The 17899-nt window shown below is 65.2% G+C and carries 16 protein-coding genes and 1 tRNA gene; 9 read left to right on the plus strand and 8 right to left on the minus strand.

The genetic code is table 11. The features are described 5' to 3' along the window. Nucleotides 1–3 precede the first annotated feature (3 nt). The 3 genes from clpP to SUTH_RS12245 form a co-directional block, all read right to left on the minus strand. Nucleotides 4–672, minus strand: a complete 669-nt coding sequence (gene clpP / locus SUTH_RS12235; protein WP_052473848.1) for an ATP-dependent Clp endopeptidase proteolytic subunit ClpP — start codon at nucleotides 670–672, stop codon at nucleotides 4–6. A 17-nt stretch (nucleotides 673–689) separates the two neighbouring features. Next, entirely contained in the window at nucleotides 690–2012 is a 1323-nt protein-coding gene (tig, locus tag SUTH_RS12240) for a trigger factor (protein WP_052473595.1), read from the minus strand. A gap of 74 nt (nucleotides 2013–2086) precedes the next feature. Beyond that, nucleotides 2087–2171: transfer RNA gene (locus SUTH_RS12245), tRNA-Leu, on the minus strand. A gap of 166 nt (nucleotides 2172–2337) precedes the next feature. Here SUTH_RS12245 and hpnC point away from each other — a divergent pair. The 3 genes from hpnC to hpnE all read left to right on the plus strand — a co-directional run bounded on the left by hpnC (nucleotide 2338) and on the right by hpnE (nucleotide 5450). Then, nucleotides 2338–3186 (plus strand): squalene synthase HpnC, encoded by an 849-nt coding sequence (hpnC, locus tag SUTH_RS12250; RefSeq protein WP_041099593.1) that lies wholly within the window; start codon nucleotides 2338–2340, stop codon nucleotides 3184–3186. Between the two features lie 7 nt (nucleotides 3187–3193). Beyond that, nucleotides 3194–4027 (plus strand): presqualene diphosphate synthase HpnD, encoded by an 834-nt coding sequence (gene hpnD, locus SUTH_RS12255; protein ID WP_041099595.1) that lies wholly within the window; start codon nucleotides 3194–3196, stop codon nucleotides 4025–4027. Between the two features lie 166 nt (nucleotides 4028–4193). Continuing rightward, the gene (gene hpnE / locus SUTH_RS12260; protein WP_041099597.1) at nucleotides 4194–5450 is read left to right on the plus strand and encodes a hydroxysqualene dehydroxylase HpnE; all 1257 of its coding nucleotides are present in this window, start codon (nucleotides 4194–4196) and stop codon (nucleotides 5448–5450) included. 109 nt (nucleotides 5451–5559) lie between these two features. Here hpnE and SUTH_RS12265 read toward each other — a convergent pair whose 3' ends face one another. Then, the gene (locus SUTH_RS12265; RefSeq protein WP_041099599.1) at nucleotides 5560–6261 is read right to left on the minus strand and encodes an ABC transporter ATP-binding protein; all 702 of its coding nucleotides are present in this window, start codon (nucleotides 6259–6261) and stop codon (nucleotides 5560–5562) included. Between SUTH_RS12265 and SUTH_RS12270 the strand changes: the two genes are divergently transcribed. Next, nucleotides 6260–6880: an arylesterase gene (locus SUTH_RS12270; protein ID WP_084207381.1), complete on the plus strand. Its 621-nt coding sequence runs from the start codon at nucleotides 6260–6262 to the stop codon at nucleotides 6878–6880. The genes SUTH_RS12265 and SUTH_RS12270 overlap by 2 nt on opposite strands. 19 nt (nucleotides 6881–6899) lie before the next feature. Beyond that, the gene (gene mnmH / locus SUTH_RS12275; protein ID WP_084207382.1) at nucleotides 6900–7961 is read left to right on the plus strand and encodes a tRNA 2-selenouridine(34) synthase MnmH; all 1062 of its coding nucleotides are present in this window, start codon (nucleotides 6900–6902) and stop codon (nucleotides 7959–7961) included. Here mnmH and SUTH_RS12280 read toward each other — a convergent pair. The 4 genes from SUTH_RS12280 to SUTH_RS12295 form a co-directional block, all read right to left on the minus strand. Then, entirely contained in the window at nucleotides 7948–8706 is a 759-nt protein-coding gene (locus tag SUTH_RS12280; RefSeq protein ID WP_041099601.1) for a LytR/AlgR family response regulator transcription factor, read from the minus strand. The two genes, mnmH and SUTH_RS12280, sit on opposite strands and share 14 nt — an antisense overlap. Continuing rightward, nucleotides 8703–9698 carry a sensor histidine kinase gene (locus tag SUTH_RS12285; RefSeq protein WP_052473596.1) on the minus strand — a complete coding sequence of 332 codons (996 nt, stop codon included), beginning with the start codon at nucleotides 9696–9698 and terminating at the stop codon, nucleotides 8703–8705. The genes SUTH_RS12280 and SUTH_RS12285 overlap by 4 nt, the downstream gene beginning before the upstream one ends. A gap of 7 nt (nucleotides 9699–9705) precedes the next feature. Further along, nucleotides 9706–10014 carry a 2TM domain-containing protein gene (locus SUTH_RS12290; protein ID WP_041099603.1) on the minus strand — a complete coding sequence of 103 codons (309 nt, stop codon included), beginning with the start codon at nucleotides 10012–10014 and terminating at the stop codon, nucleotides 9706–9708. Between the two features lie 137 nt (nucleotides 10015–10151). Beyond that, on the minus strand, nucleotides 10152–10676 hold the full coding sequence (locus SUTH_RS12295) for a class I SAM-dependent methyltransferase (RefSeq protein WP_231851004.1): 525 nt from the start codon (nucleotides 10674–10676) through the stop codon (nucleotides 10152–10154). A 77-nt stretch (nucleotides 10677–10753) separates the two neighbouring features. On the opposite strand from SUTH_RS12295, the gene SUTH_RS12300 reads away from it, so the two are divergent. The 4 genes from SUTH_RS12300 (at nucleotide 10754) to SUTH_RS12315 (ending at nucleotide 17895) form a co-directional block, all read left to right on the plus strand. Continuing rightward, entirely contained in the window at nucleotides 10754–12094 is a 1341-nt protein-coding gene (locus SUTH_RS12300; RefSeq protein WP_052473597.1) for an adenylate/guanylate cyclase domain-containing protein, read from the plus strand. Between the two features lie 99 nt (nucleotides 12095–12193). Next, entirely contained in the window at nucleotides 12194–14884 is a 2691-nt protein-coding gene (locus SUTH_RS12305; protein ID WP_041099607.1) for a bifunctional acetate--CoA ligase family protein/GNAT family N-acetyltransferase, read from the plus strand. Further along, nucleotides 14885–15472, plus strand: coding sequence for a DNA-3-methyladenine glycosylase I (locus SUTH_RS12310; RefSeq protein WP_041099609.1), 588 nt, complete (start codon nucleotides 14885–14887; stop codon nucleotides 15470–15472). It abuts the gene before it with no gap. 65 nt (nucleotides 15473–15537) lie between these two features. Beyond that, nucleotides 15538–17895, plus strand: a complete 2358-nt coding sequence (locus tag SUTH_RS12315; protein WP_052473598.1) for a GAF domain-containing protein — start codon at nucleotides 15538–15540, stop codon at nucleotides 17893–17895. The last annotated feature ends 4 nt before the right edge of the window (nucleotides 17896–17899 follow it).

Genomic DNA, 17899 nt, shown 5'->3' on the forward strand with positions numbered 1-17899 from the left:
CGATCAAGCCTTGGTCGGCTCGGCGGCTTCGCCGCGGCTGCTCAGCACCTTGTCGACCAGACCATATTCCACCGCCGCCTCGGCGGACAGGAAGTTGTCGCGATCCGTATCGCGCTCGATGCGCTCGATCGACTGGCCGGTGTGCTGCGCCAGCATGCTGTTGAGTTTCTGCTTGAGGAACAGGATTTCCTTGGCATGGATCTCGATGTCCGAGGCCTGCCCCTGGAAGCCGCCCATCGGCTGATGAATCATCACGCGCGAATTCGGCAGGCAGTAACGCTTGCCCTTTTCGCCGGCGGCGAGCAGGAAGGAGCCCATGCTGCAGGCCTGCCCGATGCACAGCGTCGACACATCGGGCTTGATGAACTGCATCGTGTCATAAATGGCCATGCCGGCGGTAACGGAACCGCCCGGCGAATTGATGTAGAAGAAGATGTCCTTGTCCGGATTTTCCGATTCGAGGAACAGCAGTTGCGCCACGATCAGATTGGCCGTTGCGTCGTTGACCGGGCCAACCAGGAAAATCACCCGTTCGCGCAGCAGGCGCGAATAGATGTCATAGGCCCGCTCGCCGCGTCCGCTGGTCTCGATGACCATGGGCACCATGCCCAGCGCCTGGGTGTCGGGTGTCGGCGCATCGAAGGCGCCACCGCTTTGTCGCGAACCGTACATGGACATCTCCGGCAGGATCATGCTGCATTTCCCATCAGCGCATCGAAGGCGATGGGGGTTTCGCTGACTTTGGCATTGGCAAGCACCCAATCCACCACGTTGTTCTCCAGCGCCAGCGCCTCGGCCTCGGCCAGACGTTGTGGCTGGGAATAGTACCAGCGCACCACTTCCTTGGGGTCTTCGAAAGTCTCGGCGAATTCGTCGACGATGGCGCGCACCTGCTCGGGCTTGACGTGCAGATCCTTTTCCTTGACCAATTCGGCCAGCAGCAGGCCCAGCTTGACCCGCCGCGTCGCCTGCTCGGTGAACCAGGACGCCTCGACCGGGATGTTCTTCATGCCCATGCCGCGCGATTCCATGTCGCGTTTCGCCGTTTCGGCCATCTGCTCGGCCTCCATCGCAACCAGTGCCTTCGGCACCTCGATCGGATTCACTTTCAGCAGCGCCTCCATGACCTGCTCCTTGACCTTGGCCAGCAGGCGCTTCTTCACTTCGCGTTCCAGATTCGAGCGGACTTCGACGCGCATCCTGGCGGTATCGCCGTCGGCGACACCGAGCTGCTTGGCGAACTCGGCATCGATCTCCGGCAGCCTGGCGGCCTCGACCTTCTTCACCGTCATCTCGAACTGCACGGTGTTGCCGGCCAGCTCCGGGGCCTGGTAGTCGGCGGGGAAGGCGACATCGAAAGTCTTCTTGTCGCCGGCCTTGACGCCCTCAAGCTGAGCCTCGAAATCCGGCAGCATCATGCCGCCGCCGACCATGACCGAGTAGTCACTGGCCTTGCCGCCGGGGAACTCCTCGCCGTTCTTGCGACCGACGAAGTCGATCACCAGGCGGTCTTCCTTGGCCGACGCGCGATCGGTCTCGACGTAGGTGGTGCGCTGCTTGCGCAGGACGTCGAGCGTCTTGTCGAGTTCGGCGTCGGTCACCGTCAGGGTCGGCTTTTCGATCGCCTGGCCGGAAATATCCGCCAGCGTGACCTCGGGATAGACCTCGAAAATCGCGGTGAAGCCCAGCAGTCCTGGGCTGGCATCGGCCTTCGGCTCGATGCGCGGATAGCCGGCAACGCGCAGGTTCTGCTCGCGGACCTTCTCGCCATAGGCTTTTTCCACCGCGGCGCCGATCGCCTCGGAGCGTGCCTGGGAGCCGTATTGCTGGGCGACCAGCTTCATCGGCACCTTGCCGGGACGGAAACCCGCCGCCTTCACGGTGCGCGACATGCGCTTCAGGCGCTGTTCGACATCCTTGTCGATCTCGGCCAGCGCCACCGTCATTTCGATGCGCCGCTCCAGCGCGCTGCTGGTGTCGATTGCCACGTCCGTCGTTGCCTTGTCCGTCATTTCTGTATCCATCACTGAAAAAATTCATTGAAAAAACTGCACCGGCGCCAAGCCCGCGGGCGACGCCCCGATACTGGTGCCCAAGAAGGGACTCGAACCCCCACGCCTCGCGGCGCCAGAACCTAAATCTGGTGCGTCTACCAATTCCGCCACTTGGGCCCATGCCGCAGCCGGCCATCCAAGCCGACATCGACACGATCTGAATGGCGAATTTTACCCGCTTTCGGGTTTGCGGGACAGCCGACGGAAGCTTGAACAGGGCGACAAATCCGGTGCATAGCCCCGGTAGAATCCCGCTTCCGGACCTCTGCCCCGCGCCCTCCGAATGGCCGTCGATCACTACGAAAACTTCCCCGTTGCCTCGGTGCTTCTGCCGGCCCCCCTGCGCGAGCCGGTGGCGGCCATCTACGGCTTTGCCCGCAGCGCGGACGATTTCGCCGACGAAGGCGATTTGCCGCCCGATCAGCGCCGCGAACTGCTGGCCGGCTACCAGGCCGAACTGGACGCGATCGAACAGGGCCGTCCGACGCAGCATCCGGTATTCCTGCGCCTGCGCCCGGTGATTGCAAGCTACGGCCTGCCGCTGCAATTGTTCCGCGACCTGCTCGATGCCTTCATGCAGGACGTGGGCAAGGATCGCTACCGCGACTTCCCGGAACTGATGGATTACTGCCGCCGCTCGGCCGACCCGGTCGGGCGCCTGCTGCTGCATCTGTTTGGCCATGCCACGGCGGAAAACCTGACGCGTTCGGATGCCATCTGCTCCGCGCTGCAACTGATCAACCACTGGCAGGACGTGGGCATCGATGCCGGCAAGGGTACGAACGGCCGCATCTATCTGCCGCAGGACGACATGGCGCGCTTCGGCGTCAGCGATGGTGATGTTCTTCGTCGCTCAGTTGGCAAACCCGCCAGCACCGACTTTCGGCAGTTGCTGGCATTTCAAGTCAATCGCGCGCGCGCCCTGATGCTTTCCGGCGCCCCGCTGGGCTGGGACCTGCAGGGACGCATCGGCCTCGAAATCCGCGCCATCGTCGCCGGCGGCCTGCGCATTCTGGATAAAATCGAGGCCGTCGATTACGATGTCTTCAATCGCCGGCCCAGGCTCCAGGCTCCCGACTGGCCGCTGATCCTGTGGCAATCGCTGGTCCGCCCACTGGACACACATCGGTAAATTCGCCGTGACTCCCGATCAATACTGCCAGGACCGCGCCGCGCAAAGCGGCTCCAGCTTCTACTACAGCTTCCTCTTCCTCGAACCGCTGCGGCGCCAGGCCATCACGGCGCTCTACGCCTTCTGCCGCGAAGTCGACGACGTGGTCGACGAATGCCCCGACGTCAACTTGTCGCGCGCCCAGCTCGACTGGTGGCGCGGCGAAGTGCAGGCCCTGTTCGAGGGCCGCCCCAGCCACCCGGTGACGCAGGCCCTGGCCACCTCGCTGAAGTGCTTCTCGCTGCCGCAGGAACAGTTGCTGGAAATCATCGACGGCATGGAGATGGACCTCGACAACGCGCGCTACGCCGACTTCAAGGCGTTGCATCTGTACTGTTATCGCGTCGCCAGCGTGGTCGGGCTGCTCGCCGCGGAAATCTTCGGCTACACCGATCGCCAGACGCTCAAGTACGCCCACGACCTGGGGCTGGCCTTCCAGCTCACCAACATCATCCGCGATGTCGGCGAGGACGCGCGGCGCGGCCGCATCTACCTGCCGCAGGACGAACTGGCGCGCTTCGGCGTCGCCGAGGATGAGTTGCTGCAGGCCCGCTACAGCGACAACTTCCGCCAGCTCATGGAATTCCAGGTGGAACGCGCCACGGGGCTGTACCAGCAGGCCTTTGCCCAGTTGCCCGCCGCCGACCGCAAGGCACAGCGCGCCGGCCTGATCATGGCCGCGATCTACCGCGCGACGCTCGACGAAATCGTCAAGGACGGCTGCCGCGTGCTCGATCGCCGCACTTCGCTGCCGCCCTTGCGCAAGCTGTGGCTGGCTGGAACAACCTGGCTGAAAGCATGAACCTATTTTCCGCAGATGACGCAGATTTTCACAGATCAAGACCTGGCAATTCACTCGGTTGGATGCGATCGTTGGTCAACCCGATGGGTGATGGGCCAGGCGCGCCAATCTTGTTGATCCATCTGCGCAAATCTGCGAAATCTGCGGATCAACCGCATTTTTCAGGATGAAAGTTGCCATCATCGGCGCCGGCTATGCCGGCATGGCCGCGGCCGTCGAACTGGCCGCCGCGGGCCGGCAGGTCGAGGTATTCGAAGCCTCGCGCGTGCTCGGCGGCCGCGCCCGTTCTGTCCCGATCGAGGGCTTCAGTGTCGACAACGGCCAGCACATCCTGGTCGGCGCCTACAGCGAAACCCTGCGCCTGATGCGCACCGTCGGCGCCGATCCCGATGCCCTGCTCAGGCGCACGCCGCTGCGCTTCGAGTTCCCCGGCGAATTCCTGATGAAAGCGCCGCGCTTGCCGGCGCCGCTGCATACCGCCTTTGCCCTGCTGCTGGCGCGCGGCCTCGACTGGCGCGAAAAATGGGCGGCGATCCGCCTCATGCAGGGGCTGAAGGCCGGCAAATTTCGCATCGAACCCGACATCACCGTGACCGAGTGGCTGGACCGCAACAAAACGCCGTCCCGCCAGCGCCGACTCCTGTGGGAGCCGCTGTGCATCGCCGCGCTGAATACCCCCGCCGAGCGCGCCTCGGCCCAGGTGCTGGCCAAGGTCCTGCGCGACAGCCTCGCCGGTGAGCGCTCCGCCAGCGACATGCTGCTGCCGCAAGTGGATCTGACCGCGCTGTTTCCCGAGCCGGCGGCGACGTTCATCGCCCAGCGCGGCGGCGCCGTGCATACCGGCCATCGCGTCGTTTCACTGCGGCGCGAGACGGACGGCTGGCACATCGACGACGCCGGTTCGTTCGCACAAGTGATTCTCGCCGTCGCGCCCTATCACCTCGGCAACCTCGTGCCGGAACTGGCGCGACAGGTGGAACACTTCGACTGGGAACCCATCGTCACCAGCTACTTCAGCTACCCGGACTGGGTGCGCCTGCCGCAACCCATGCTGGGCGTGGATGGCGGGCTCGCGCAATGGCTGTTCGACCGCGCGCAACTTTGCGAACAGGACGGCCTGATCGCCGCCGTCATCAGCGCGCGCGGCCGGCATCTGGAGCTGCCGACAGCCGAACTGGAGCGCCGCATCCATGCCGAGATCGCCGCCGTCGTGTCCGAACTGCCGGACCCGCTCATGGTGCAGACCATCACCGAGAAGCGCGCCACCTTCGCCTGCGTGCCCGGTCTGCAACGGCCACCGGCTCGCACCCCTCTGCCGGGCCTGTGGCTGGCCGGAGACTATGTGGCCGGCGATTACCCGGCGACGCTGGAAGGCGCGGTCAGGAGCGGCGTGGCGGCCGCGCGGGGCGTTCTCGACGCCTGAATCGCCGTCGCTCCACGGCTGGCTCTGCATAGCCAGCCGGCTGCGCGGGCGTGGAGCAGTGCTCCACGAATTCCCCGCTCCGCCCAGCGCCGACTTTCCAGGTGCGCCCTCAGCCGACGATGCGCCCCGCATCCAGGCGCAGCGTGCGCCCGCAACGATGCGCCAGCGCTTCGTCGTGGGTGACCAGGATCAGCGTGGTGCCGGCCTCGGCGTTCATGGCGAACATCAGGTCGATGATCTGCGCACCGGTGGTGGCGTCGAGATTCCCCGTCGGCTCGTCGGCGAGCAGCAGTTGCGGCCGCATGGCAAAGGCGCGCGCCAGCGCCACGCGCTGCTGCTCGCCGCCGGACAGGTGTTTCGGGTAGTGCCCCAGCCGCGCGCCGAGGCCGACCCGGGCCAGCATCGCCTCGGCCGTGGCGCGCGCATCACTGCTACCGGCCAGTTCCAGCGGCAACATGGTGTTTTCCAGCGCGGTCAGCGCCGGCAGCAACTGGAAGGACTGGAACACGAAACCCAGCAGCCGGCCGCGCAGCGCGGCGCGGGCATCTTCGTCCAGCGCCGCCAGATCCTGCCCGCCGAGGTGCACCGTGCCGGAGGATGGCAAGTCGAGCCCGGCCATCAGCCCGAGCAGGGTCGACTTGCCCGAACCTGAAGCGCCGACGATGGCCACCGCCTCGCCGGAAGTCACGGCAAAGGAAATCTCGTGCAGAATCGTGAGCGTGCCGTCGCCGCTGGGCACGATCTTGCCCAGTGACACCACATCGATCACCGCGTCGATCACCGCGCCGGCCATCACCTCATTGCGAATCATGCTCAAACGCCTTGCCTCCCGTTCCTGTTTTCTGTTGCTGATCTGTTGCAGCTTCGCCGCCAGCGCGGCCGAAAAACGCATTCTCGTCTATGGCGACAGCCTTTCCGCCGGCTTCGGCATCGCCGTCAGCCAGAGCTGGCCGGCCCTGCTCGGACAGCGCCTGCAGGCCAATGGTTCCGGCTTCGTCGTGACCAACGCCAGCATCAGCGGCGAAACCACCGCCGGCGGACGTACCCGTTTCGCCGCGGCCTTGGCCCAGTTCAAGCCTGCCGTCGTCATTCTCGCACTTGGCGCCAATGACGGCTTGCGCGGCCTGCCGGTGGCGGCGATGAAGGACAACCTCGGATTCATGGCGGCGCTTGCCAGAAAACAGGGCGCGCGCGTCCTGCTGGTCGGCATGCGCCTGCCGCCCAATTACGGGCCGCAGTACACGCAGGAATTCGATGCCGCCTTCCGCGATGTCGCCAAACGGCAGAAGGTCGCCCTGCTGCCTTTCCTGCTGGAACCCATCGCCCTCGACCAGAATGCCTACCAGGCCGACGGCCTGCACCCCACCGCCGCCGCGCAGCCGAAAATCCTCGATCACGTCTGGAGCGCGCTCAAACCGCTGCTCAACTGAAACACACAGGTCTGGATTCATGTCCGAAAAACTGCCCAAGGGAGTGGCGACGGTAGCACAGCTCGCCGAATTCGACACCCTGATCGACGCCCGCGCCCCGGCCGAGTTCGCCGAAGACCACCTGCCAGGCGCGATCAGCATGCCGGTGCTGAACGACGAGGAACGCGCCCGGGTCGGCACGCTCTACAAGCAGGTCTCGGTGTTCGAAGCGAAAAAACTTGGCGCGGCGCTGGTGGCGAAGAACGTCGCGCGCCATATCGAACAGCACATGCTCGACAAGCCCAAGAGCTGGCGGCCGCTGGTGTATTGCTGGCGCGGCGGCCAGCGCAGCGGCGCCTTCAGCCACATCCTGCGCGAGATCGGCTGGGATGCGCATCGCATCCAGGGCGGCTACAAGAGCTGGCGCCAGCATGTCATCGAGCAACTGGCGCTGCTGCCGCCGCAAGTGAAATTCCGCGTCGTCACCGGCGCCACCGGCAGCGGCAAGAGCCGCCTGCTGGAAGCCCTGGCGGCGCGCGGCGGGCAGGTGCTGCACCTCGAAGAACTGGCCGCGCACAAGGGTTCGGTGCTGGGCAACCTGCCCGGCCAGCCGCAGCCGGCGCAGAAAGGCTTCGAGACGCAACTGTTCGCCGCGCTGTCCGCGCTGGACCTGACGCAGCCGGTATTCGTCGAGGCCGAGAGTCGCAAGATCGGCCGTTTGCAGGTACCCGATGCGCTGCTCGACGCAATCCGCGGCGCCCCCGGCCTGCGCATCGACGCCCCGCTGCCGGCCCGCGTCGACTTCCTGCTGCGCGACTATGACTACGCGATTGCCGACCCGGCCTGGCTGATCGAGCGGCTCGGCCACCTCAAGGGCCTGCAAAGCAACGAGACACTGGAGCGCTGGAGCCTGCTGATCGCCGCGCGGGATTTTCCGGCGCTGGTGGAAGAACTGCTGACGCAGCACTACGACCCGCTCTACCAGCGTTCGCAAACCGCCAACTACGACTCGTTCGCCGCCGCGACCCGCTACGCGACGGATCGGCTCGATGCGGCGGCGCTCGACAGACTGGCCGCCGAAATCCTCGCTACATCTGCCTGAACAGATGCGCGTGGCCGCGGCTCACGGCCACCGCTTCGGGACGATCCTTGAGTTTCAGCGTGACCCGACCGAGCGCATCGTGGCGCGCCGCAACGATCTGCCGCACATTCACCAGCGTGCCGCGATGCACTTGCCAGAACTGTTCCGGGTCGAGCTGTTCGAGCAGCTCCTTGACCGGGATGCGGATCAGGAGTTCGGCGTCCCGCGTGAACACCGCCGTGTATTTGTCGGTGGCCTGGAAGTAGCAAATCTCGTCGGTCGCCACCAGCCGCACCTCATTACCGACCGAGGCGCGCACCCAGCGCAGATGTTCGGCAGGCTTGGGCAACAGCGCCTGCAAGCGCAGCAGAAGGTCGTCGGATTGCGTGGCGGCCGAGCCTGGCGACGCGCGTTGCAGCCGTTCGATGGCCACCCGCAACCGGTCGTCGGCCACCGGCTTCAGCAGGTAGTCCACGGCTTCGCGCTCGAAGGCCTGCACCGCGAATTCGTCGTAGGCCGTGACGAATACCACGCGACAACGCTTGCGCGCTTCCGGCGACAGCGCCTGGACGACTTCCAGGCCGCTCAGGCCCGGCATGCGGATGTCGAGAAAGGCAATGTCCGGCCGCAGGACCTCGAACATGTCGCGCGCCTCGATGCCGTTGGCGGCGACGCCGGCAATGTCGAGTTGCGGCCACAATTCCGCCAGGCGCGCCTTCAGATGCGCCGCCAGCAGCGGCTCGTCGTCGGCAATCAGCGCCTTCATGCCGGCACCCCGAGCGGAATGCTCATCGTCGCCGTGGCGCCGGCGCCGACTCCCGAACTCAGTTCGAGGCGCGCCGCCGGTCCGTAGAGCGCCGCGAGGCGATCCCGCACATTGCGAACGCCGATGCCGTCACCGGGCGTCTCGCCGAAACCGAGGCCATCGTCGGCCACCGCAATCCGCAGGCGCTCGCCCTGCTTTTGCGCGGATACGGTGATGCGCCCTCCGGCCACCTTGGGCTCCAGTCCGTGGCGGATGGCGTTTTCCACCAGGGGTTGCAGCAGCATCGGCGGGAAGGCCGCGGCCAGCAGCTCGGGCACGATGTCGAAGCGGTAGTCGAGGCGATTCCCCATGCGGACCTTCAGCACTTCAAGGTAAGCCGTCAGCAGGGCCACCTCGTCGCCCAGCGTGCCGCCTTCGGCACGCGTGCGGGCCAGGCTCGAACGCAGATAACGGATCAGGGCTTCCAGCAAACTGCCGGCGAGCTTCCGGTCGGTGTCGATCAGCGCCGCGACGTTGGCCAGCGAATTGAACAGGAAGTGCGGCTCGATCTGCGCCTGCAGCATGCGCAATTGCGCGGCAAGGCTTTGCTTCTCGGCTTCCAGCCGGGCCAGTTCGCGTGCCTGCAAATCGCTTTCGAGCTGGGCATTGCGCTGCCGCAGCCAGAAAAATCCGGCGGCGATGGAGCCGAACAGCAAGCCGATCAGCAAGGCCTGGGTTTCGTGCGAACCGTCGGGCGAAGCGCCCAGCCCCGTCAGCAGCCGGCCCAGCGCGCCGCCGACCAGCGCCCCCGCCACCACGGCCGCGGCCACGCCGGCGCCGCGGGCCGCACCGTCCAGGGGCAGGCGTAGCACCATCTGGATCAGGGCCAGGATGCTCAAGCCGGCGCATTGCGAGAACACCAGATTGACGGCGAAGCCGCCGCCAAACCCGAGCGCGGTGAGAAACCCCGCGATCAGGGTATTGAAGACCAGGGTGGCGATCAGCGACGACATCGGCGGATTATTCCACGCTCTTGCCGGCCATCAGTTGCCGGACTTTCCGCTCCTCCCACTCGGCGCCCAGCCAGCGGCCGCGCGCAAAGGTGGCGAAGGCATGCAGTGTCAGCCATACCCCCCAGCCCAACAGCGGCCAGTAGAACCACAGACGCTCGGGCGAGGCGATCAGGTTGATCGCGGCAAGGCCGGAGTTGATCACCGCGAACACCACGAGATGCTTGTAGAAGTTGCGCAGGCCATGCACCTGGCGTCGGGCATCGCGTTCGGCGACGGACAGATTCGGATCATCGATGAAACGGGAATGGCAGGCCATGATGTTCTCCTTGAAGGATTGCCCGCTCGCACGGGATGGCCGCAGTCTCGGAAAAACCGGCCCGCGTCGCCAGCCGGATCCGACGGCTGGCCGGATTCGCGGCGTGAATTGCCGCCGCGAACGATGAACCGCGGCGGCTATTGCGGCAGCAGCGGATCGATGCGTCGCGTTGCGCACAGGCGCTGCACCACGGCCGGTCGCGGCGCGGCGACTTCCCCTTGTTCGAACGCCACCACGACCAGGCGCCGCCGCACCACGTCGAGCAGTTCGCCGGGGCGCAGCAGAAACGCCGGATTGGAAGGCTTGCCGAAGCGCTCGTTGCCGACCATGAAGGTTTCGTAGATCAGCACGCCATTGACCTCCAGCGCATTGAGCAGCAGCGGCAGCAGCGGCCGATACAGGTAGTTGGTAACGACAATGCCGTCGAAGGCACGGCCGTGATACGGCCACGGACCGCCTTCGAGGTCCGCCTCCCGCGTGGCGATGCCGGGCGCCCTGGCCGAAATTTCCGCCAGCGACCCGGCATCGCGATCGACCGCTTCCACCCGGTAGCCGTGCCCGGCCAGCAGCAGCGAATGCCGCCCCCCACCGCATGCCAGATCGAGCACCGAGCCGCCCGCCGCGATCAGCGGCATGAAGCGCTCAACCCAATGCGAGGTCATTTCGCTCATATGTTGTGTCATGTCGGGTATCATTTTGACTCCAAATCAAGGCACAGGCCATCAGGGCTCGACACTTCATGCCCGTGACACCGCGCACGCAGGCTGGCAACCCACAGGACAATCCCGATGCCCTGCGCGAACGGCTGACTACGACAACCGAAGCCTACGGCCGCTTCGTGCCGCGCGAATTCCTCAACCTGCTGGGCATCGAAGACATCCGCAAAGTGGAAGTCGGGCAGCAGGTCGAACGCAAGATGACGGTCCTGTTCGCCGACATCCGCAACTTCACCTCGCTGTCGGAGTCGATGAGCCCGCAGGAGAACTTCAACTTCCTCAACTCCTATCTGATCCAGATGGAGCCGATCATCACCGCTCATGGCGGCTTCATCGACAAGTACATCGGCGATGCCATCATGGCGCTGTTTCCCGAATCGCCGGATGCCGCCTTGCGCTGCAGCCTGGCAATGCTGCAACGGCTCGAAGAATACAACGACGGCCGCCAGCGCGCCGGTTATCGTCCGATCAAGATCGGCATCGGCATCAACACCGGCATCGTCATCCTCGGCACCATCGGCGGCGCGGCGCGCATGGACGGCACGGTGATCGGCGACGCGGTGAACCTCGCGGCGCGGCTCGAACGCCTGACCAAGGAATACCGGGTATCGATCCTGATCAGCGAATACACCCTGTACTGCCTCGACGAACCCAGCCAGTGGTCGATCCGCTTTCTCGACCGCACCCACGTACGCGGCAAGCAGGACAACCAATCGGTGTATGAAGTCTTCAACGGCGACCCCGCGCCATTGCGGCGGGCCAAGGAAGAGACGCTGAAGACCTTTGAACTGGCGCTGGCCTACTATCACCTCGACGACATCCTCACCTCGCGCGAGCGGCTGATTGCCTGCCTTGCCATCGCGCCCGACGACGACGCCGCGCGCGTCTATCTCGAGCGCTGCGAAAATCCCGTCGGAGGGCTGGGCAATCGGCAGGCCGAACTGACCTCCAGCTGGCGCGAGGAATATTCATTCGGCCATGCGGCAGTGGATGCCGCGCACAAGAACCTGCTGGCCGACATGAACGGACTGGCCCGCGCGGTGAATGTCGGCGCATGGGACCTGACACCGCCGCTGCTGGCACAGATACAGTTCGCCGCCGCCAACGATTTCATGATCGAGGAAGAGCTCATGGTGGCGGACGGCTATCCCTTCCTCGACCTGCATGTACGACAGCATCAGCGCTTTTTCGAATACTTCGGCGAGTTGCGCCGCGAGATCGAGCGCGGCGAGGAAAATCGCGTCTACCTGGCCTTCCGCGTCAAGCGCTTGCTGACCGACTGGCTGGTCAACCACATCCTCAACGCAGATCGCCATTACGGGCACTATCTGCACAGCAAGCAGAGAAACCCGGTTCATTTGTAAGCCACTCCGACAGGCACGATCGACGGGAAGGTGCTATGCTTTTGTTGCAGCGCACAATCCTTTCTGACCTCCTGACCAACGACGCTGCGGAGCGCCGCCATGCATAACGAGCAACACTACCTGCACACCCTGTTCGAGCCGAAATCGATCGCCATCATCGGCGCATCGGAAACACCGAATTCGATTGGCGTCACCCTGGTTCGCAACATGCTCGATTCCGGGTACAAGGGCAAGCTCTTCTTCGTCAATCCGAAACACGAAACCGTGTTCGGGCAGCAAAGCTATCCGGCGGTGGATACGATTCCGCAGCGGCTGGATATCGCAGTCATCTGCACCCGGGCGGAAACCGTCCCCGACATCGTCGATGCCTGCGGCCGGGCCGGCTGCAGAAACGCGATTGTCATTTCCGGCGGCTTCGCCGAAGCCGGCCCGCGCGGCGGCGCGCTGGAACGGGCCGCGCTGGAAAGCGCCCGCCGCCACGGCATGCGCCTGCTCGGCCCCAACTGCCTCGGCATCATGCGCCCGGGCAGCCACATCAACCTGACCTTCGGCCACGGCTTCGCGCATGCCGGCACCATCGGCCTGATCTCGCAATCCGGTGCCCTGTGCACGGCGATCCTCGACTGGGCGCTGCCGAACAAGGTCGGCTTCTCCAATGTGGTCTCACTCGGCGCCGAAGGCGACATCGACTTCGGCGAAGTGCTCGACTACATGGTCTCCGACCCGCGCACCGAGAACATCTTTCTCTACATCGAGGGCATCAAGAACGCGCGCCGCTTCATGAGCGCGCTGCGCGCCGCCGCCCGCTGCAAGCCGGTGCTGCTGATCAAGGTGGGCAAGCATCCGGCCGGCGAGAAGGCCGCGCGCTCCCACACCGGCGCCCTGGTCGGCGCCGACGACGTGTTCGATGCCGCGCTGCGCCGCGCCGGCGTCGTGCGCCTGGCCAACGTCGGCCAGATGTATGCGGCCGCTTCCGCCCTGTTCTCCCACTTCCGGCCGCGCGGCAAGCGCCTGGCAATCATCACCAATGGCGGCGGCCCCGGCGTCATGGCGGCCGACCATGCCGCCGACATCGGCATCCCGCTGGCGCAACTCGATGCGGCCACCATCACGCGGCTCAACGAGCTGCTGCCCGCCACCTGGTCGAAGTCCAATCCGATCGACATCCTCGGCGACGCCGACCCGACGCGCTACGGCGTCGCGCTTCAGGCCTGCATCGATGACGACAACATCGACGGCGTGCTGGCCATCCTCACGCCGCAGGCGATGACCGACCCGACCCAGGCAGCGCGCACGGTGATCGAAATGGCGCGGCAGAGCGACAAGCCTCTGGTCACCTGCTGGATGGGCGAAGAGCAGGTGAACGAGGCGCGCAAGCTGTTCCAGGGCGCCGGCATTCCCACTTTCCGCACGCCCGAGCCGGCGGTCGACCTGTTCTCGCACATTTCCAACTACTACCGCAACCGCCAGCTGCTGATGCAGACGCCACCCTCGATTTCGGAGCAAACCCCGCCGCGGCTCGAATCGGCGCGACTGGTCATCGAAACCGCGCTGATGGAAGGACGCAAGACGCTCAACGAAATGGAATCGAAGGCCGTGCTCTCCGCCTTCAAGATTCCCATCGCGCAAACCATGGTCGCCCGCTCCGCCTCCGAAGCCATGGTGCTGGCCGAAGAACTCGGCCTGCCGGTGGTGATGAAAATCGATTCGCCGCAGATCGTGCATAAAACCGATTCCGGCGGCGTCCGCCTCAACCTGAACAGCCTCGCCGCGGTGCGCGACTCCTGGCTGGAAATCATGGACGAGGTGAAGAAGAACCGTCCCGACGCGCACATCAACGGCATCGCCATCGAGCCGATGATCCAGAAACCCAACGGCCGCGAACTGGTGGTCGGCATGACGCGCGACAAGATCTTCGGCCCCACCATCGTTTTCGGCCCCGGCGGCACCAGCGTCGAGGCCTACAGCAGCGACCGCGCCGTGGCCCTGCCGCCGCTCAACTCGGTCCTCGTCGCCGACATGCTGGCCTCGACCCGGACCACCGCCCGACTCGGCGAATTCCGCAACATGCCGCCGGTCAACATGGAGGCGATCGAATCCGTGCTGCTGCGCGTCTCGGCCATGGTCTGCGAATTGCCGTGGATCAGCGAGATGGACATCAACCCCCTGATCGTCGACGAACACGGCGCCGTGGCGGTAGACGCCCGCATCGAGATCGAGAACATGCCGATCACCGCCGGACGCTACGACCACATGGCGATTCATCCCTATCCGACGCACCTCAAGTCCAGCTTCCAGGCCAAGGACGGCTCATGGGTCACCATCCGCCCGATCAAGCCGGAAGACGTCCGCATGGAACAGGAGTTCGTCAAGGCGCTGTCGCCCGAAACGCGCTACATGCGCTTCATGAACACCATCCGCGAAGTGTCGCCGGCGCAGCTGGTCCGGCTCACGCAAATCGACTATGACCGCGAAATGGCGTTTGTCGCGACCATCGACGCCGACGGTGTCGAAAAGGAAATCGGCGTCGTCCGCTACGCCACCAGCCCGGACGGCGAATCCTGCGAGTTCGCCATCGTCGTCGCCGACGACTGGCAGGGCCGGGGACTGGCCCGCCGCCTGATGGGCATCCTGATCGACACCGCGCGCAGCGCCGGCCTGCGCTACATGCATGGCGACTTCCTCGCCGAAAACGCTCGCATGCTGGCATTCGTCGCCAGCCTGGGCTTCGTGCTTTCGTCCCATCCGGAAGACCACGGCCTCAAGCGCGGCGTGCTGGTTCTGAACTGAATGGCGAAAGTCGGCGCCGGCGCCACGGCGCGCTGCCCCTGGTGCGGCGAGGATCCGCTCTACGTTGCCTATCACGACAAGGAATGGGGCGTGCCCTGCCACGACGAACGCACGCTGTTCGAGTTCCTCATCCTCGAAGGCGCGCAGGCCGGGCTGTCCTGGATCACCATCCTCAGGAAGCGCGAAAACTACCGCCGCGCCTTCGACAACTTCGACCCGGTGAAGATTGCCCGCTACGGCGAACGTGACGTCGCACGCCTGCTGGGCGACGCCGGCATCGTCCGCAACCGGCTCAAGATCGCGGCCAGCATCGGCAATGCCCGCGCCACGCTGGAGCTTTACGAACAGGGCCTGAGCCTCGATCAGTTGTTGTGGGCTTTCGTCGACGGCCGCCCGCGCATCAACCGCTGGCGCACGATGGACCAGATTCCGGCCATCACGCCGCAAGCCGAAGCCCTGTCCAAGGAACTCAAGCGCCGCGGCTTCCGCTTCATCGGGCCGACCGTGGTCTACGCCCACATGCAGGCCACCGGCATGGTCAACGACCATCTGGTTTCCTGTCCGCGCCACGCCGATCTCGGTGCCTGAGCGCTTCCGGATTATGGTTACAATACAAGCACTTTCCGTTCACGGAGCTTCTGCCCGCGCCGCGTATGCAAATCGGCTTCGAAACCATCCGCGAGATTCTGGAACACCGTCTGCATCAGGAAGACATCGAGCGGCTGCTGCACGGGCTTGACGAATCGGGCAAGGCCGAGCTGTTCTTCCGGATTACCGAAATGCTGCGCCGTACCACGGCGCTGGCCGACATCGCCAACCGGGTTTCCGACAGCCTGTCGCTCGACGTCCTGTTTCCGCGCCTGATGGAAGTCGTCACCGAAGCGCTGAACGCCGACCGCAGTTCGCTGTTTCTTTTCGACGCCGAAACAAACGAACTGTTTTCGCGCGTCATGCAAGGCGACGTCATCGGCGAAATCCGCTTCCCCAGCCATCTGGGCGTCGCCGGCTCGGTGTTCACCAGCGGCCAGGCCGAAATCATTCCCGACGCCTATCTCGATGCACGCTTCAACCAGGACGTCGACCGGCGCACCGGCTACCGCACCCGCAACATCCTCTGCGTGCCGATCCGCAACAAGCATCACGAGGTAATCGGCATCACCCAGGTGCTGAACAAGCATGTCGGCGATTTCGACACGGAAGACCAGCGACTGCTCGAAGGGCTGTCGCTGCAAGCTTCGGCGGCACTGGAAAATGCGCGCCTGTTCGAGAAGGTCGAACGCCAGCAGCGCGAGGAGGCGATGCTGCTCGAAGTCAGCATCTCGATCGTCTCCGAGATCCATCTCGATCCCCTGCTGGCAAAAATCATGAGCGCGGCAACCGCTCTGCTCGATGCCGATCGCGGCACCCTGTTCCTGCACGATCCGGCCCGCGACGAACTGTTTTCCCGCGTCGCCGGCGGCATGGCCAGCGAGGGCATCCGCTTCGCGGCCAACGCCGGCATCGCCGGCGAATGCTTCAGCAGTGGCCGGGTCATCAACATCGTCGATGCCTACAGCGACCCCCGCTTCAACCCCGAATTCGACCAGCAGACCGGCTACCGCACCCACAGCATGCTGTGCATGCCGATCGTCGCCCGCGGCGAACGCAAGATCGGCGTGATGCAGGTACTCAATCGCAAGGGCGGCGTCTTCGGCAGCGCCGACGAACGGCGCCTGCGCGCCTTCTCGGCGCAAGCCGCGGTCGCCATCGAAAACGCGCAGCTGTTCGAGGAAGTCAGCGCCGAGCGCAACTACAACGAAGCCATCCTGCACAGCATGAACAACGCCGTGCTGACGCTGGATGCCAACGGCGTGCTGCGGAAGGTCAACGAAGCGGCGCTGCGCATCCTGCGCCGCAGCGCCGGGGAACTGCTGGGCCGCACGCTGGAGGAGCACTTCACCGCCCGCAACGGTTGGGTGGTGAAGAGCCTGGAAAAAGTCCGCGCCTCGGGACGCACCGACATCACCGTCGACACCGACCTGTTCGTCGAGGACGGCGACGCGATTTCGGTGAACCTCGCCACCGTGCCGCTGACCAGCATGCGCAACGAGGCCATCGGCTACATGCTGATGATGGAGGACATCACCCGCGAAAAACGCCTGCGCAACACCATGTCGCGCTACATGAGCAAGACCGTGGTGGACCAGCTGCTGGAAAGCGGCGAGGCGGTGCTGGGCGGCACCGGCCGCGACGTCAGCGTGCTGTTCTCGGACATCCGCGGCTTCACCTCGATCTCCGAACGCCTCGGCGCCAAGGAAACCGTCGCCCTGCTCAACGAGTACTTCACCGACATGGTGGATATCGTCTTCGCCCACAACGGCGTGCTCGACAAGTACATCGGCGACATGATCATGGCGGTGTTCGGCTCGGTGCTGCAAAGCAAGGACGACGCGAGCAACGCGGTCATGGTCGGCAACCGGATGATCACCGGCCTGCACGAGTTGAACCTGCGCCGTGTGGCGCGCGGCGGCGAGCCGATCCGCATCGGCGTCGGCATCAGCACCGGCAACGTGGTCGCCGGCAACATCGGCTCGCTGAAGCGCATGGAATACACCGTGATCGGCGACCGGGTCAACCTCGCCGAGCGGCTGGAAAGCGCCAACAAGTTCTACGGCACCTCGATCCTGATCTGCGACTCGACCCATGCCGCCATCAAGGACCACGAGCCGACCCGCGAAATCGACCTGATCCGCGTGCGCGGCAGGGAAATGCCGGTGGCGATCCACGAGGCACTCGGCCATCACACCGACGAGAGCTTCCCGCACCGCGCCGAAGCGCTCGGTGCCTTCGGCGAAGGACTGGCGCTCTACCGCCAGCGCGAATGGGCCCGCGCCGAACGCTGCTTCCTCCGGGCGCTGGCCGCCAACCCCGCCGACGGCCCGTCGCGGATTTACCTGGAGCGCTGCGGAATCTACCGCGACGCGCCACCGCCCCGCGAATGGGACGGGGTATGGACCATGCCGGGCAAATAGCGCT

This window comes from Sulfuritalea hydrogenivorans sk43H (assembly GCF_000828635.1).
Lineage (GTDB): Bacteria > Pseudomonadota > Gammaproteobacteria > Burkholderiales > Rhodocyclaceae > Sulfuritalea > Sulfuritalea hydrogenivorans.

What these genes read in the sequence shown, in the direction of transcription:
- clpP (WP_052473848.1), bottom strand. Translation starts at nt 672, where the DNA reads ATGTACGGTTCGCGACAAAGCGGTGGCGCCTTCGATGCGCCGACACCC.
- tig (WP_052473595.1), bottom strand. Translation starts at nt 2,012, where the DNA reads ATGACGGACAAGGCAACGACGGACGTGGCAATCGACACCAGCAGCGCG.
- hpnC (WP_041099593.1), top strand. Translation starts at nt 2,338, where the DNA reads ATGGCCGTCGATCACTACGAAAACTTCCCCGTTGCCTCGGTGCTTCTG.
- hpnE (WP_041099597.1), top strand. Translation starts at nt 4,194, where the DNA reads ATGAAAGTTGCCATCATCGGCGCCGGCTATGCCGGCATGGCCGCGGCC.
- SUTH_RS12270 (WP_084207381.1), top strand. Translation starts at nt 6,260, where the DNA reads ATGCTCAAACGCCTTGCCTCCCGTTCCTGTTTTCTGTTGCTGATCTGT.
- SUTH_RS12265 (WP_041099599.1), bottom strand. Translation starts at nt 6,261, where the DNA reads ATGATTCGCAATGAGGTGATGGCCGGCGCGGTGATCGACGCGGTGATC.
- mnmH (WP_084207382.1), top strand. Translation starts at nt 6,900, where the DNA reads ATGTCCGAAAAACTGCCCAAGGGAGTGGCGACGGTAGCACAGCTCGCC.
- SUTH_RS12280 (WP_041099601.1), bottom strand. Translation starts at nt 8,706, where the DNA reads ATGAAGGCGCTGATTGCCGACGACGAGCCGCTGCTGGCGGCGCATCTG.
- SUTH_RS12285 (WP_052473596.1), bottom strand. Translation starts at nt 9,698, where the DNA reads ATGTCGTCGCTGATCGCCACCCTGGTCTTCAATACCCTGATCGCGGGG.
- SUTH_RS12290 (WP_041099603.1), bottom strand. Translation starts at nt 10,014, where the DNA reads ATGGCCTGCCATTCCCGTTTCATCGATGATCCGAATCTGTCCGTCGCC.
- SUTH_RS12295 (WP_231851004.1), bottom strand. Translation starts at nt 10,676, where the DNA reads ATGACCTCGCATTGGGTTGAGCGCTTCATGCCGCTGATCGCGGCGGGC.
- SUTH_RS12300 (WP_052473597.1), top strand. Translation starts at nt 10,754, where the DNA reads ATGCCCGTGACACCGCGCACGCAGGCTGGCAACCCACAGGACAATCCC.
- SUTH_RS12305 (WP_041099607.1), top strand. Translation starts at nt 12,194, where the DNA reads ATGCATAACGAGCAACACTACCTGCACACCCTGTTCGAGCCGAAATCG.
- SUTH_RS12310 (WP_041099609.1), top strand. Translation starts at nt 14,885, where the DNA reads ATGGCGAAAGTCGGCGCCGGCGCCACGGCGCGCTGCCCCTGGTGCGGC.
- SUTH_RS12315 (WP_052473598.1), top strand. Translation starts at nt 15,538, where the DNA reads ATGCAAATCGGCTTCGAAACCATCCGCGAGATTCTGGAACACCGTCTG.